The sequence below is a fragment of the Deinococcus sp. AJ005 genome (assembly GCF_009017495.1).
Taxonomy (GTDB): domain Bacteria; phylum Deinococcota; class Deinococci; order Deinococcales; family Deinococcaceae; genus Deinococcus.
Genome location: NZ_CP044990.1, coordinates 2,550,310 through 2,564,435 on the forward strand (window position 1 = coordinate 2,550,310; position 14,126 = coordinate 2,564,435).

Here is a 14,126-nt window from a genome sequence, read left to right on the forward strand (position 1 = left end):
GCACGGTCCAGCGAGGCGGCGGACCTGCTTGCCCTACACTTTCCTCCCACTGTCATTTCTCCAGATTTCCAGGCCAGCGCCCTTCAGAGTCGGAACAACGATCTGGCCTAGCAGGCGACAGGCAAAAATGTCAGGCAATAGAAAACAGCGTACTGAGAAAAATTATACATAAAACTGCCATAAAAGTGAAGAAACCCCCAAGAGGGGATCTCAAGGAGGTGAATGCTCTAGGTACCGAGGCCGCCCTACTTCAGGGTGCGCGTGGTGACGTTCAGCGGATTGACGAAGGTATAACCCTTGGCCTGGATGCCCTTGATCAGTGCGGTCAGACTGGCTTTGGTCAGCTTGTCCGGGCCGACGTAATCCTTTTCCAGCAGGTACGGGTGGACAAAGACGCTGGCGTAGGCGCAACTCAGATTTTTATTGGCCTCGGCGGCGTCGAGCACAGAGTCGCTCAGGTAGCCCACCTGGATGTTGCCCAGGTTCTCGGGGACCACCAGCGTGCCGTACTCGTCGCGCACCGGGTACGGGAAGAACTGACCCTCGCGCACCCCGTCAGCGGTATACATGCGGCGTTCGATGACTTTAGGATAAATCTTGTTGATGGTGGGGTACAGACTCACGTCGGCCTCGTAGTGTGGCGTGGTCCACATCTGCGCGTTAATGCCCAGCGAGAGCAGCACGTCACGGCCCTGCTGCACGCGGGCCTGGGCAGACGCCGGATTGAGCTTGTCCAGCGACTTGTTGTTTTCCTTGTCCCAGAACTCCCACTCGTCACCGCTCTCGCCCTCGGGGTCGCGCAGACCGTGGTAGTTGTGGGTGGTCCCGTGCTGGATCACCAGACCGCCCATCGTGACGGCGCGGTAAAGCTGTTGCAGGCCGCCCCGGTTGCCTTTCCAGGGGTAGGACACACCGCCGTAATAACTTTCCGGGATCACGGTCATGGCAAAGGGCACCTTCAGCGCGCTGATCACGTCCAGGGTATCGCGCATGCCCTGTGGATCGTTGACGGCGCTGATGTCTTCCAGGCGCAGAATGGCCTGTTTTTTACAGGTGGCGGTCTCGGTGTCCCCCAGCATGGTTTTGATGCTGTCGGCCATGACCAGATACCGGTCCGTAGGGTGAATGTACTGGAAAGGGTTGTCGGCCACATAATAGAAGTTCTGGCTGCGGACCAGATACGGAATCGCGTCGCCCGCCGCGTCCCTGGCCACTGCCAGCGTCTGGGTCTTGGCCGGATCGGCCTTCAGTTCGATGATTTCCTGCTGGGCGGGGTATTTCTTGTAGTTGTACCCCTTGTAATTCACGGTGCTGTACGTGGCAGCGATCTGGGCGGGCGTCAGGGCGGTGTGCAGGCTCTTGTATTGCAGGCCCAGCGCCGACATGTCGCCCATTTCCCAGATGTTGTAGCCGATCCAGGTGACTGGCGCGCCCGCTTTCACATCGTTCAGGAAGGCGACGGGGATCTTCTCGTCGTACACCGTGCCGATGTAGAAGGTCCGCAGGTCCTGCGCCGCGTCCCCGGATCTGTACTGCGAGATCGGGGCGCGAATGACCTTCACATTGTCGTACTGCCCCAGCAGGTTGGCCAGCATGATGGCGTGGAAGCTGCCGCCGTCGCGGTAGGGATACGTGGTGGGCAGGGGATCGCTGTAGTACACCCGCACGGTCTTGATGCTGCTGGCTGGCCCACCACCGTCCTGCGGCGCAGCGGCCTGATCCGGCAGCGACGGCCACAGGTCCGAAGCCAGCGCGGCCACCCGGTCACGAAACAGTTCAGGGTGGGCGTGGCCGCCGAACAGCGGCGTCACGTCGCCGGTCACGGGCTGTGGCTGCGCCGGAGAGGTGGGCGGCTGCCCCGGATCGGCGGCTCCCGGACCCGCAGGTGGTGCGCCGCAGGCTCCCAGCGCCAGGGTCAGGCTCAGCATCAGCAGTGGAAAGGTCTTTTTCATGGGCATCACGTTCCTTGTGGATGAGGCGAAAATGAACTGCTCAGGCCCTGGGTCGTCACAAGAAATCGTCAGGAAAAAGGGAGGCCGGAATGCGGGGCAACCGCTGCTGCTGCTGCTGCTTCATCTTCGAGGCTTCCTGTCTGCCGTCAGGCGGTGCTGGACCACCCAGCACACCTAGAACGACGGAAAAACGGGAGAAACCCGCGCCTGACAGAATCATAACGCAGTCAGACCTTAAAGTGAAGAAGTTCTCATGACCGGCTGCACATGTGGCAGCTTATTTCAGCGTGCGCGTGGTGATGTCCAGCGGATCGACGAAGGTGTAGCCCTGCGCCTGGATACTGGTGATCAGCGCCGTCAGGCTGGCCTTGCTCAGCTTGTCCGTTCCCACATGCCCGCTTTCCAGCAGATACGGATGCACGAAGAAACTGGCGTAGGCGCAGTCCAGGGCGCTGTTGGCCCTGGCGGCGTCCAACAGCGAATCGCTCAGGTAACCTTTCTGAATGTTGCCCAGGTTCTCGGGCAGCACCAGCGTGCCGTACACGTCGCGCACCGGGTACGGAAAGAATTGGCCGCCACGCACACCATCGGCGGCGTACATGCGGCGCTCGATCACGCGCGGGTAGATGGCATTGATGGCCGGGTACAATTCGGTGGCAGCCTCATAATGCGGCGTGGTCCACAGCCGGGGGCGCAGTCCCAGCGACAGTAGCGTCGCCCGGCCCTGGCGGATACGCGCCTGGGTGCTGACCGGACCCAGTTTGTCCAGCGCCCGGTTGTTCTCCTTGTCCCACAGCTCCCATTCCTCGGCGCTGTTGCCCTCGGGGTCACGCAGGCCGTGGTAATTGTGGGTGGTCCCGTGCTGGATCACCACGCCGCCCAACTTGACCGCGCGGTAGACCTGTTGCAGGCTCTGGATATTGCCCTTCCAGGGATAGGCCACGCCGCCGTAATAGCTTTCCGGGATCACCGTCATGGCAAAAGGCACCTTCAGCTTCTCGATCACGTCTAGGGTGTCTTTCAGGCCCTGCGGCCCGCGCAGAGAGGTCAGGTCTTCCAGCCGCAGGATCGCCCGCTTCTTGCAGGTGGCCGTGCCACTGTCGCCCAGCATGGTCTTGAGGCTGTCGGCCATGACCAGATAGCGCCCCGTGGGCTGGATGTACAGGAACGGGTTGTCGGCCACGAAATAGAAGTTCTTGCTGCGGACCAGGTACGGAATCGCGTCGCCCACCGCGCTGCGGGCCACCGCCAGCGTCTGCGTCAGGGCCGGATCGGCGCGGACCTCGCTGATCTCCTGCCGGGCCGGGTACTTGTTGTAGACGCGGCCCTTGTACGTCACGGCGCTATAGGCCCCGGCGATCTGGCCCGGCGTCAGGGCGGTGTGCAGGCTCTTGTATTGCAGGCCCAGCGCCGTGATGTCGCCCAGTTTCCAGATGTTGTAGCCCATCCAGGTGACGGGCGCACCCGTTTTGACCTCGTTCATAAATTCTGCCGGGATCTTCTCGTCGTATACCGTGCCGATGTAAAAGGTCCGCAGGCTGTTTTTTGCATCCCCGGATTTGTACTGCGAAATCGGGGCGCGAATGACCTTCACGTTGTCGTACTGGCCCAGCAGGTTGGCCAGCAAAATGGCGTGTAGACTGCCCCCGTCCCGGAAAGCGCTGCTCTTGGGCAGGGGATCGCTGTAGAACACCCGCACGGTTTTCAGGGGGCCGCTGGGCGGCTTGAGCTGTGGCTCGGGCACGTCTTTGGCAGCGGGCCACAACTGGCTGGGCCGCGCTGCCACCCGGTCGCGGTACGGCGGGCTGACGCGGTAGCCGTTAAACAGCGTACCGGAGTCGTTGGCCCCCGGCGCTGCAGCCCCGGCAGAAGCAGGAGCCGTCGGCGCGCTGGCCTGCGCCCAGGCCCACATGCCGAGGGACGCCGTGCCCAGCCCCAGCAGGCCGATCACCCCTGTCCTCCAGTTCAACACAGACCCTGGTGGGCCACAGGAGATGGGCAGAACAGGTTGAGGTTCGCGGGCAAGGGCAGGAGAAGATCCATTCTCTAGCACCATAGCAATGCCAGGGGTGTAAAAAGTGAAGTTCTTTACACCTTGAGGGACCTATGCCACCAGTTCTGCCCGCCGCACCTTGCGCCATAACCAGCCACTCCAGACCGTGACCAGCAGCAACAGCGCGATGACGGCGAACAGGAAACCTTGCATTTGCATTGGCGCAGGCCAGGGCAGTTGAGGAATCAGCGCAAGAGCAGCGGCGAACATGCCGACAGAGATACACAGGCCAGAAATTCCAGCCTCCTCGCGGGTGGAGCTGAGTGTGGTCTGTCGTTCACCCCACAGCAGCCCAGCAGCGAAGACCACCCCAAACAGGGTGCTTCCCGCGAGAGCCTGGAACCAGGTCAAATCAAAAGCTTTGTACCCCAGGAGGCCGTAAATCCCTATGAGCAGCGGCGTAGACCACCAAATTTTCTGTACGAACCAACCTTTCGTGGCAGCTCCCCACGGGCTTGGAGCAATCGCGCTCAACACCTTCATGTCGGCAACCGTCAGATGGACGCGCCGCAACTCCCGGTTCACGCGGCGCGGATCGCCCCAGGCGGCCAGAATGTTCGTGTCGCCCGCCGCCTGGGCATCGGCAAAGGCAGACCTGTATTCATCCTGAATCCGCTGGGTCGCGCTGGGGGCGAGGGTGTGGGTGGCCGTGTCCAGCCAACGTTGCAATTCTGAATTCATATCTCGCCTCCAATCACTGCGCTCACCGCGCGTACCTGCTCTGCCCACGCCCGGCGCGATTTTGCCAGCGCCCCGCCACCCTTCTCAGTCAGGCGGTACTCGCGGCGCATCCGCCCACCAACGTCATGTTCCTGGCTGTCCACCAGACCCTCAGCCTCCAGCGCGTGCAGGGCGGGGTACAGCGTGCCTTCGCGGGCATTGAGCAGCCCCTCACTGCGCGCCTTGATCGCCTGCGCGATGGCGTAGCCGTGTTCCGGCTGCCGCTCCAGCACCGCCAGGATTAACAGGCGCAGTTTTTCGCGGGTATTCATGCTAGGAGCATACCTCTGGATTCGATGTATCTCAATGGGGGGTATTGGGGGTATCCGCACCCAGCCCATACACCCGCCGCGCGTTGGCATCCGTCATGCGCTCCAGCGTGGCAGCGGGCATCTCGCGCAGCCCGGCGATGAAATCCAGCGTGTGGCGCACGTAGCCGGGGCGGTTGGGCTTGCCGCGCTTGGGCACCGGGGCCAGAAAGGGAGCGTCGGTTTCCAGCAGCATGCGTTCCAGGGGAAGGGTGCGGGCGGCGGCGTGAATCTCGTGGGCGTTCTTGTACGTCGTGTTGCCCGCGAAGCCGAAAAAGGTGTGTTCGCCGCGCTCCAGGCCAAAGCGCAGCAGCTCCGGGTGACCGCTGAAGCAGTGCAGGATCACGGGCACGTCCGGCCACTGGCTCAACACGTCGATCACACCACGGTGGGCGCTGTCCTCTCCCTGTTTGTCGCGGGTGTGGATCACCAGCGGCTTGCCCACCCGCCGCGCGAGGTCCAGTTGCCACTCGAAGGCGCTGAGCTGCGCGGCCCGCTTGGTGTCGTCCCAGTAGTCGTCCAGCCCGCTCTCGCCGATACCCACCACGCGGGGGTGCAGCGCCAACGTCTCCAACTCCTGCCGCGCCTCTGAATTGTCCTCGTCGGTGTCGGTGGGATGCAGGCCGACGGTGGCGTACACGTCTGGGAACTGTTCGGCCAAAGCGACGGCCTTGCGGGCATGTTCAGGACTCGCGCCGATGCAGACCATGACGTTCAGGCCCAACTCGCCGCGTGCAGTGGCCGGATCGTCCAGGTAATCGAGATGGCAATGGGTGTCGATCATGAGGAACAGGGTAAGGGGTGAAGGGCGGCCTGTCTGGGCTTCCGCCGCTGCCCCCACCGCCCTCCCCCATCAACCCATCCCAGGCCCACCACTCTCATGAGGGCCGGACGCTAGAGTGCGCGCGTGCAGAAAACGGGCCTCTACGCGCTGCTGGCGATCCTCGCCTTCGCCCTGATCTTCGCCTTCTTGCCGGGCGCGGACCGGGAAGGGGCGAAGACGGACGCCACCTTGCAGGGTGTGGAACTGCGCCTGTTCCCATCACGCGACGCGGACGCCGTGTGGAGCTTCTCCGCCAAAAACGTCAGCAGCAATCCGGTCTCCAACGAAACGCTGCTGACCGGGATTTCCGGCGGCAAGCGGGTGCTGAAGGAACGGGGTGCGGACGGCAAACTCACGGGCCGCGAAACGCTGGACGCCACGCTGGACGCGCCAGACCTGACCATCGACGGGCAGGACGACATGACCACGGTTAAGGCCAGCATCAGGCTGGTCAAGGAATGTGCGGGCATCGTGATGACGGGAACGCCCCAGAATCCAGTCAAGATCGAACAGGGCTACGGGTTCACCGCGCCGATAGCTGACATCACGTCTCCCTTCCTGAACGGCCACGCCGAGAAACTACGAATGTCGTTCCAGTTCGACCTCGACGACATGGACAACGACACCTCTTCTACCTCACTCAATCTGGATTCCGAAGAGACCTGCGAAAACGGGAAACTGGTTCCCAGAGCCAAAAGCAAGACCTGACACAACACGTTTTCAACCCTCTCATTCCAGACCGTCCCAAGGAGTCCCACCATGAAACGAATCGCCCTGATGATCGGCCTGCTGAGCCTGACCGCGCTGGCCCAGACTGCCTCCAACCCCAACCGTATCGTCAAGATTCAGGGCGGGGCGCGCGGCAATGTCCGCACCGGACCACTGACCTACAGTGGCAATCCGGTCAAAGCCACCGTCAGCACCCTCAAGATTGAGGCCGCACAGGCCACGCTGGCGGCCCCCAGCGGCATCTCGCTGCTGGACGCCGAGGGCAAACGCACCGCCAACTTCACCGGCAACGTGAAGGTGGAGCGTGGACGCTTGAGCGCGTCGGGCAGCGCCCTGGCCTACAGCGAGGCCACCGGGCAGGGCGTCCTGAGCGGCAGTCCCAGCGCCACCTTTGTGCCCGAGAACAAGGAAGACGGCGACAAGGTCAGCATCAACGCCTCGCAGATGAGCCTGGATGTGGACAACAACATCTCGACCAGCACGGGCAACGTCGGCCTGACCAACGGCAACCAGACCGGCAAGGCCGACAAACTGATCTTCGACGAGGACAAGGAACTGGCGCAGATGACCGGCAACCCCAGCCTGACGCGCGCCGCCAAGGGCAACCAGAAGGAACTGACCATCACGGGGCAGGAAGTCCGCGCGCTGACCAAGACCAAGACGCTGTACGTGTCGGGCGGCGTGAAACTGGTGCAGGGCACGCAGACCACCACGGGCAACGCGGTGTACTACGACGACAAGAAGAACGTGGCCTATGTGGTGGGCAACGCGGTCAGCGTGGACAGCAAGAGCAAGGTCACCGTGCGCGCCCCGGCCAGCGGCTACCTGGAACAGCGCACCGATCTGGCCCGTGTGCGCGCCCTGAACTCGGCGTACAAGATTCCAGTCGAACAGTTCAAGCTGAGCGGCGAGAAGTAAGCTGAGGGCTATGCGGAGGTTTCGGCTGAAGTTTCGGCTCAGGGGGGTGGCAGTCACGCTGGCATTGACTGCGGGCGCAGCGCTGCCCGTGTGGGTGCTGGCACAGGACACGTCGCCAGCAACTCCGACACCCGCCGTGCCTCCCGCCCAGACGCAGCCCTCTGTACCTGCCGCCGATCCCACCTCTCCTGACCAGACCGCCTCCCCTGAGACCGACACGCCGGGCGCGGAAAACGCCAGCCTGGATCTGGTCCGCAAGAGCGACAAGGACGGCAAGGAACGCCGTATCCGCATCGTGCGGACGGGCACCAGCGACGACACTGGCATCTTTGCCGTGTGCAGCCCGCAAGAGGATGACCCGGAAGACGCGCCCAATCTGGCGGTCTTCAGTGAAACTGGGCCGGGAGGCGTGCGGATCACCATCGACAAGAACGTGATCCGCGTGCCGCTGGCGGTGGTCACGCAGCAGCAGCCCAAAGACGGCCAGGACGGCAGCGACGGACGGGTGGACGCCAGCGCCGGGACCGCCCGTTTTCTGGAAACCGTTCCCACCGATGCCAAGGATCGCCTGACCCGTTGCGGTGTGGAAGCCAGTCCCAAACCCGCCCCCGATACCGTCTTTGTCACGCAGGGCAAGACCGAGTTGCAGGGCCAGAAACTGGTCTACGACGAGACAGACGGCATCGCCCGCATCAACGGCCCGGTGACCTTCAAGCGGGCCAACGAGAAAGACCCGCTGACCGGCAGCAGCGAGCGCATCGAGGTCAACGTGGACGACGAGAAGACCACGCTGGTGGGCAACGTGGTCCTGAACAGCGAGGGCGGGCGGGTCAGCAAGGCCGGGCGGGTGGAGTACGACGACGCCGCGAATCTGGCCCGCCTGATCGGCACGCCGGAGCAGCCTGCCGTGAGCATCAAGGGCGGCGACACCCTGCGCGCCGGAACAATCCTGTATGACCTGGACAAAAACGAAGTCTACGCGGTGAAATCCGAGGGCGGCACCATCACCGGGGAATTTGTGGAAGAGGGAGATGCGACGAATTCAGCGCCAGCGGCGACGCCTGATACGGCAACTCCCGGCACCCGTCCGCTCCCTCCGCGCAATCCATCGGAAGACCCCAACGGCTCGCCGCTCGGTCCTACAAACCCAACCTTGCCACGGACGCCCTGATTACCGCCGCACTGCGTTCCAGTGCGGCTTTTTCGTCTTCAGTCAGCTTCGGCATCACGCTGGCCTCGATGCCACCCGCCGCCACGATGCGCGGAATGCTGAGGCTGACGCCGTATTCGGGGGTGGGCGCGCTGACGGTCAGCACGGCGCGGCGGTCCCCCAGTACCCGTTCGGTAATCCGCGCCAGCGCCGCGCCGATGCCGTAATAGGTGGCCCGCTTGCCGCCGATAATGCTGGCGGCGGCGTCACGCGTTCCGGCCTCGATTCCGGCGCGAATCTCGGGAGTCCAGGGCAGGCCACGCGCGGCCATGAATTCGGCCACCGGCAGCCCGGCCACAGTGGCGCTGCTCCAGGCGATGACCTCGCTGTCGCCGTGTTCACCCAGCACATAGCCGTGGACATTCGTGGCGTCGACTCCGGCATGCTGCGCGATCAGCCAGCGCAGGCGGGCGCTGTCCAGCACCGTGCCAGATCCCATCACCGCATGTTCGGGGGCCAGATGCACGGCCAGATCGGTCAGCGCGTCCACGGGATTGGTGGCGATCAACAGCACTGCGCCGGGGGCATGTACAGCCACCTGTGGGATGACCTGCCGGAAGATTTCGGCATTCTTCTCCAGTAGCTCGGTGCGGCCCTCGCCGGGTTTCTGGTTGGCTCCGGCAGCAATCAGCACCAGCTTGCTGCCCTCCAGCGCCGCGTAATCGCCACTGCTGACCCGGACCCCGTGGCTGATCGGCGCGGCGTGGGCGATGTCCTGGGCCTCGGCCCGCGCCCGGCTCTCATCCTGATCAACCAGCACGATCTCGCTGCACGAATCGCGCAGGGTCATGGCATAGGCGGCGGTGGCGCCCACCAGCCCCGCGCCAACGACACCGACTTTCATGGATGGCCCCTCAAGAGCGGCGGTCCGGCAGGCGCACGGTCAGCACTGGCAGGTGACTGCGGCCCACGATCTTCTCGGCGCTGCTGCCAATGAAAAAATGTTCCAGCGCGCCCTGCGAGTGCGTGCCCACCACGATCAGGTCCGCGCCCCAGCGGGCGGCAGCTTCTACGATGCCCGTGACCGGATCGCCCACCAGTTGCTCGGTTTCCTCGCCGTCCTGCATGATCGAGGCCAACCGCCTGGCATCGGCATCTTCCAGAGAGTTGAGAAGCCCGGCATCGAACACGGCGGGGGTCACGCCGCCCATCAGGTCCGGCGAGGTGGTCACACGAGCGTCCGTGACGTGCAACAGCCGAATCTGCGCGCCCGGAAAACGGGCGCGGGCCAGCGCCAGCGCGTTCTGGCTGGAAGGCGAGAAATCCACGCCCACGGCGATCTTGGCAAAACCAGTCGATGTCATAGGCCGCAGGCTACGCGCGTCGACAGGGAACAGGCAAGATGAAGAGGGTGAAGATCGGCCTCATCCGATTGATGGTTTTGATGGGCGTGGCTCTCCGAGAGGAGACGCGGATGGAATTTGGTTTTGGGATTGTCCTGCTCGCTTGACCCCTCTGCTCCGCAGCTCTGCGAGTCCGCCCCTTCGGGGAATCCCCCCGTAGAAGGGAGGCAAGGAGATTTCTCCGTGGCACGTTCAATTGCCACTCTTGGCTCCCTCTAAGGGGAGCTGGCTGCGAAGCAGACTGAGGGGTCAACCCGTGGCAGGCTGCCCAGCCCCCTGAAACCAACTTCGCGCGCCCCCGTTCCCAGCATCAAACCATTCCCACCTGCACGCTAAACTTCCCCATGCGACTCCAGAGTTTCGGCGCGGCCTGTACGGTGACGGGCAGCATGCACCTGCTGACGCTGGACGGCGGACGGCGAATATTGATCGACTGCGGGCTGTTCCAGGGCGGCGGCGACATGGAAGCCCGCAACCACGAAACCTATCCCTTTGACCCGGCGGAGCTGAACGCGGTGATCCTGACCCACGCGCATCTGGACCATGTGGGCCGCCTGCCGCTGCTGGTAAACCGAGGCTACCGGGGGCCGGTGTACTGCACGCCGCCCACCGCCGCACTGGCAGAAACCGTGCTGCTGGACTCGGCACGCCTTCAGGTGGAGGGCTACCGCCAGGACCTGCGCCGCGCCCGCCGCCAGGACCGCGAACATGAAGTTCTGCCCCCGCTGTACGACGAGGAGGACGTTCACCGCACCCTGGCCCTGCTGCGCCCGGTGCTGGAATTTGGGCAGCACACAGACGTGGCGGGCCTGCGCGTGACGCCTCAGCGGGCCGGGCACATCCTGGGCAGCGCGTACCTGCTGCTGGAGTGCGCGGACGGGCGGCTGATCATGAGCGGCGATCTGGGCAACCGCGCGAGTGGCCTGCAACTGGATTTCACGCCCCCACCCCAGGCCGACGCCGTGGTGCTGGAAACCACCTATGCCAACCGCAGCCACCGCGCATGGCCCGAAACCCTGGCCGAGTTCAGCGCCGCCTTGCGCGTCAGCGTGCGCGCGGGCGGCAAAATTCTGATCCCCAGCTTTGCCATCGAGCGCTCGCAGACCATCCTGCATGCCCTCAAGAAACTGATGGATTCCGGCGAGGTGCCGCGCATTCCGGTGTTTCTGGATTCCCCGATGGCCGCCCGCGCCACCCGCGCGTATTTCGGGTTCGGGGATGAACTGGTGCCCGAGGTCCGGGACGCCCTGCGCGCAGGCGAGGACCCCTTCGCGCCCAGCACGCTACACGAGGTCCTGACCGGCGACGAGTCGCAACGCATCAACCGCTACGACGGCCCGGCGATCATCCTGGCGGGCAACGGCATGATGACCGGCGGGCGCATCCAGCACCACCTGCGCCACCACCTGTGGAAGCCGGGGACCAGCCTGATCATCGTGTCCTACCAGTCGCCCAGCAGCCTGGGCGGGCAGATCGTGGCCGGGGCCGACACCGTACAGATCATGGGCGAGGACATCGCCGTGCGGGCGCAGATCCACACCATCGGCGGCTTTTCCGCCCACGCCGATCAGGACGATCTGCTGGCCTTTCTGGAGACTGCCGGAAACCCCCATGTCTGGCTGGTTCACGGCGAGGTGCCGGTGATGGACGCCTTCCTGCCCAGGCTGGCAGCCCGTGGCCTGAAAGGCGACATCGTGCCGGACCGTCAGGAGGTGGAGTTGCTGGGGAACGGCTTCAGCGGCGGGCGTCCGCCGGGGCTGGCACTGGACCCGCTGGCAACGGGCGTGAAGATGGAGGCGGGCGAATAAAACCTTAACCTGGCCCCGCTATGCTGGGCGGCGATGAAGCGCGCCTTTCTTCCCCTTCTCCTCCTGACCCTGACGGCCTGCAACGACAAGAGTGCCGACCTGGAGGGCCTCCAGACCTTCACCTACCCGGCGGGCGATCACCGCAGCGGCTCCCTGGTCTACGCCGAGAACCCACCTGCCGGGGGCGCACACAACCCGCTGTGGCAAAACTGCGGCGTCTACGCCCAGCCGCTGTACAACGAATACGCCGTGCATAGCATGGAACACGGCGCGGTCTGGATCACCTACCGCCCTGATCTGGACGCGGCGGGGGTGGCGCAACTGAAAACCCTGGTGGATGGCCGCCCTTACACGCTGCTCAGCCCCTATAACGGCATGGACACGCCCGTGGCCGCCAGCGCCTGGGGCGCGCAGCTCAAGGTAGATAAACCCGACGACGCCCGCCTGAAGACCTTTCTGGACCGGTACGAGCAGGGACCCACCACCCCCGAGCGTGGCGCGGCCTGCACGGGCGGCTACAGCAACGTCAGGTAGCGTCGCCCCGCAAAGACCAAAACAGTTCTCCAAATTACGTCACCGGAGTAAAAGACTTCCGGCGACTCCATTCTCTGCTCCGCAGCTTTGCAAGTCCGTCCTGCTCATTAAAAGTCGCTCGCTCCGCTCGGTCATAAACATAGTCTTTTTATGACAACCGCTTTAGAACAGCTCATCCAGCAGGCGGTAATACGCCAGCTTCTGCGGATCGACGAACCCGCGCCCATACAGATCGAGGAAGCCCTCGGCAGCTTCGGCACTGAGGTTGCGACCCAGGCTGCGGTGGGTCAGGGCCAGATCGGCGTGGCGGTCCGCGATTCCGGCGCGGCCCACGTCGATCAGGCCCTCGATGAATTCACCGTTGACGATGAAGTTGGGCAGGCAGGCGTCGCCGTGCGTGACCACCAGATCTTCCTTTTCGGGGCGGGTGCGGGCCAGTTCGTTGAAGACGCTGATCGCGGTGCGTCCCTCGCGTTCGCCGTCGAAATCCGATTCGTCCACCACACCCGCCGCCACCCGTTCGCGGACGTGGGGCAGGATCACGCTCAGGGACATGTTGAAGGGGCACTCGCGCAGCGGCAGGGCGTGCAACTCGCGCAGGGCGCGGGCCAGCAGATTCACCAGCCGGTCCGGGTGAAACAGCACATCCGCGTGCGAGGCGTCCAGGCCGGGCACGCGGGTCAGAGCGAGGTATTCCAGGCCGTCCTCTACCTCGTATCCAACCACGCGCGGCACCGGGACGCGCCCGGCCAGCCAGCGCAGGCGCTCGCGCTCCTGTTGCAGCGAGGTGGCGAATCGCACGCCGCCGCGCGCCTGCACCTTGACCACAAATTTCTGCGACTTCCACACGCCCGCGCCGCTCTCGCCCACGTTCACGCGCTCCCAGCGGGCGGCGGGCAGCACGCGGCGCAGTGGAGGCGGCAGGATCAAGGTTTCGTGAGCTTCAGCGGGCACGGGGCGCAGGATAGATCATGCATTCGCGGCGGGCCACTCAGGGCATCATGAGAGGCGTGACCACCACCTCCAAGAGGGGGCGACCCGTCGCTCCCCCCAGCACCAGACAGCAACGCCAGACCGATGTGTTTTCCGCCGCCATCGGACGCACGCGCTACGTCGTATTGATCGCCGTCGTGGCGGTGCTGCTGGTGTCGTTCAGCCTGTTCCTCCAGGGCACGGTGCTGGCCCTGTCCACCCTCTACAACTCCTGGCACGACACCATCTTCAACGGCATCGAGAGCCAGCGCGGCACCCTGGCCATCGACTTTCTAGAAATCGTCTCCACCATGCTCAAGGCGGTGGTGTTCTACCTGATCGGCGTGGGGCTGTACTCGCTGTTCATCTCGCCGCTGAACCTGACCAGCGCGCTGGGGGTGGAAAGTCTGGCCGATCTGGAACAGAAGATCATCTCGGTGATCATCGTCATTCTGGGCGTGACCTTTCTGGAGCATTTCGTGCGCTGGAAGGACCCGGTAGAAACCCTGTACTTCGCCGGATCGTTTGCACTGGTCGGCGGCGCACTGGTCTTTTTTCAGAGGGTTCACAGCGGCCAGGGCAGCGATCTGCAACAGCCTGAGGCCAAACTGCGCGCCCGCCGAGAACTGTTCGAGCATGACGACGAGCAGCGCCACATTGAGGAAGAGGACGTGAAACGCGCCGAGGAAGCTACCGAAGGCAAGGCCGAGGGGAAAGTGGAGGCCGACGCTGGGGCAGAGAGCTAAAGCGGCTGCA

At 64.2% G+C, this 14,126-nt stretch carries 14 protein-coding genes; 6 read left to right on the top strand and 8 right to left on the bottom strand.

Going from position 1 to position 14,126, the window contains the following annotated elements:
- Positions 1-245 precede the first annotated feature (245 nt).
- From DAAJ005_RS14220 to DAAJ005_RS14240, 5 genes are all read right to left on the bottom strand, one after another.
- On the bottom strand, positions 246-1,952 hold the full coding sequence (locus tag DAAJ005_RS14220) for a polysaccharide deacetylase family protein (RefSeq protein ID WP_192930779.1): 1,707 nt from the start codon (positions 1,950-1,952) through the stop codon (positions 246-248).
- Between the two features lie 277 nt (positions 1,953-2,229).
- Entirely contained in the window at positions 2,230-3,903 is a 1,674-nt protein-coding gene (locus DAAJ005_RS14225) for a DUF2334 domain-containing protein (protein ID WP_192930780.1), read from the bottom strand.
- Between the two features lie 153 nt (positions 3,904-4,056).
- Complete coding sequence (locus tag DAAJ005_RS14230) at positions 4,057-4,686, bottom strand: hypothetical protein (RefSeq protein WP_151847691.1); 630 nt, start codon at positions 4,684-4,686, stop codon at positions 4,057-4,059.
- Entirely contained in the window at positions 4,683-4,997 is a 315-nt protein-coding gene (locus tag DAAJ005_RS14235) for a PadR family transcriptional regulator (RefSeq protein ID WP_151847692.1), read from the bottom strand. Before DAAJ005_RS14235 ends, DAAJ005_RS14230 begins: the two co-directional genes overlap by 4 nt.
- A gap of 31 nt (positions 4,998-5,028) precedes the next feature.
- Positions 5,029-5,817: a TatD family hydrolase gene (locus DAAJ005_RS14240; protein ID WP_151847693.1), complete on the bottom strand. Its 789-nt coding sequence runs from the start codon at positions 5,815-5,817 to the stop codon at positions 5,029-5,031.
- Between the two features lie 123 nt (positions 5,818-5,940).
- Between DAAJ005_RS14240 and DAAJ005_RS14245 the strand changes: the two genes are divergently transcribed.
- Genes DAAJ005_RS14245 through DAAJ005_RS14255 form a run of 3 tightly spaced genes read left to right on the top strand, consistent with a single transcriptional unit; the run spans position 5,941 to position 8,674 of the window.
- Complete coding sequence (locus DAAJ005_RS14245; protein ID WP_151847694.1) at positions 5,941-6,564, top strand: hypothetical protein; 624 nt, start codon at positions 5,941-5,943, stop codon at positions 6,562-6,564.
- A gap of 51 nt (positions 6,565-6,615) precedes the next feature.
- On the top strand, positions 6,616-7,503 hold the full coding sequence (locus DAAJ005_RS14250) for an LptA/OstA family protein (protein WP_151847695.1): 888 nt from the start codon (positions 6,616-6,618) through the stop codon (positions 7,501-7,503).
- A gap of 46 nt (positions 7,504-7,549) precedes the next feature.
- Entirely contained in the window at positions 7,550-8,674 is a 1,125-nt protein-coding gene (locus DAAJ005_RS14255; RefSeq protein WP_226342440.1) for an LptA/OstA family protein, read from the top strand.
- Here DAAJ005_RS14255 and DAAJ005_RS14260 read toward each other — a convergent pair.
- Together DAAJ005_RS14260 and DAAJ005_RS14265 are read right to left on the bottom strand one after the other, a co-directional pair.
- Entirely contained in the window at positions 8,643-9,557 is a 915-nt protein-coding gene (locus DAAJ005_RS14260) for an L-lactate dehydrogenase (RefSeq protein ID WP_151847697.1), read from the bottom strand. The two genes, DAAJ005_RS14255 and DAAJ005_RS14260, sit on opposite strands and share 32 nt — an antisense overlap.
- A gap of 10 nt (positions 9,558-9,567) precedes the next feature.
- A complete protein-coding gene (locus tag DAAJ005_RS14265; RefSeq protein WP_151847698.1) occupies positions 9,568-10,017 on the bottom strand; it encodes a universal stress protein in 450 nt (149 codons plus the stop codon).
- Between the two features lie 383 nt (positions 10,018-10,400).
- Here DAAJ005_RS14265 and DAAJ005_RS14270 point away from each other — a divergent pair, with 383 nt between their 5' ends.
- Both DAAJ005_RS14270 and DAAJ005_RS14275 read left to right on the top strand, forming a co-directional pair.
- On the top strand, positions 10,401-11,864 hold the full coding sequence (locus DAAJ005_RS14270; RefSeq protein ID WP_151847699.1) for an MBL fold metallo-hydrolase RNA specificity domain-containing protein: 1,464 nt from the start codon (positions 10,401-10,403) through the stop codon (positions 11,862-11,864).
- A gap of 33 nt (positions 11,865-11,897) precedes the next feature.
- Complete coding sequence (locus DAAJ005_RS14275) at positions 11,898-12,398, top strand: DUF3105 domain-containing protein (protein WP_151847700.1); 501 nt, start codon at positions 11,898-11,900, stop codon at positions 12,396-12,398.
- 162 nt (positions 12,399-12,560) lie between these two features.
- Here the strand turns inward: DAAJ005_RS14275 and DAAJ005_RS14280 are convergent, their stop codons facing one another.
- On the bottom strand, positions 12,561-13,352 hold the full coding sequence (locus DAAJ005_RS14280) for an APH(3') family aminoglycoside O-phosphotransferase (protein WP_151847701.1): 792 nt from the start codon (positions 13,350-13,352) through the stop codon (positions 12,561-12,563).
- Between the two features lie 47 nt (positions 13,353-13,399).
- On the opposite strand from DAAJ005_RS14280, the gene DAAJ005_RS14285 reads away from it, so the two are divergent.
- Positions 13,400-14,116, top strand: a complete 717-nt coding sequence (locus DAAJ005_RS14285) for a YqhA family protein (RefSeq protein WP_151848573.1) — start codon at positions 13,400-13,402, stop codon at positions 14,114-14,116.
- Positions 14,117-14,126 lie beyond the last annotated feature (10 nt).

Bases quoted from the DNA above. Each gene is read 5' to 3' on its own strand.
- DAAJ005_RS14220 (WP_192930779.1), bottom strand. From the start codon at position 1,952: ATGAAAAAGACCTTTCCACTGCTGATGCTGAGCCTGACCCTGGCGCTG.
- DAAJ005_RS14230 (WP_151847691.1), bottom strand. From the start codon at position 4,686: ATGAATTCAGAATTGCAACGTTGGCTGGACACGGCCACCCACACCCTC.
- DAAJ005_RS14235 (WP_151847692.1), bottom strand. From the start codon at position 4,997: ATGAATACCCGCGAAAAACTGCGCCTGTTAATCCTGGCGGTGCTGGAG.
- DAAJ005_RS14240 (WP_151847693.1), bottom strand. From the start codon at position 5,817: ATGATCGACACCCATTGCCATCTCGATTACCTGGACGATCCGGCCACT.
- DAAJ005_RS14250 (WP_151847695.1), top strand. From the start codon at position 6,616: ATGAAACGAATCGCCCTGATGATCGGCCTGCTGAGCCTGACCGCGCTG.
- DAAJ005_RS14260 (WP_151847697.1), bottom strand. From the start codon at position 9,557: ATGAAAGTCGGTGTCGTTGGCGCGGGGCTGGTGGGCGCCACCGCCGCC.
- DAAJ005_RS14265 (WP_151847698.1), bottom strand. From the start codon at position 10,017: ATGACATCGACTGGTTTTGCCAAGATCGCCGTGGGCGTGGATTTCTCG.
- DAAJ005_RS14270 (WP_151847699.1), top strand. From the start codon at position 10,401: ATGCGACTCCAGAGTTTCGGCGCGGCCTGTACGGTGACGGGCAGCATG.
- DAAJ005_RS14275 (WP_151847700.1), top strand. From the start codon at position 11,898: ATGAAGCGCGCCTTTCTTCCCCTTCTCCTCCTGACCCTGACGGCCTGC.
- DAAJ005_RS14285 (WP_151848573.1), top strand. From the start codon at position 13,400: ATGAGAGGCGTGACCACCACCTCCAAGAGGGGGCGACCCGTCGCTCCC.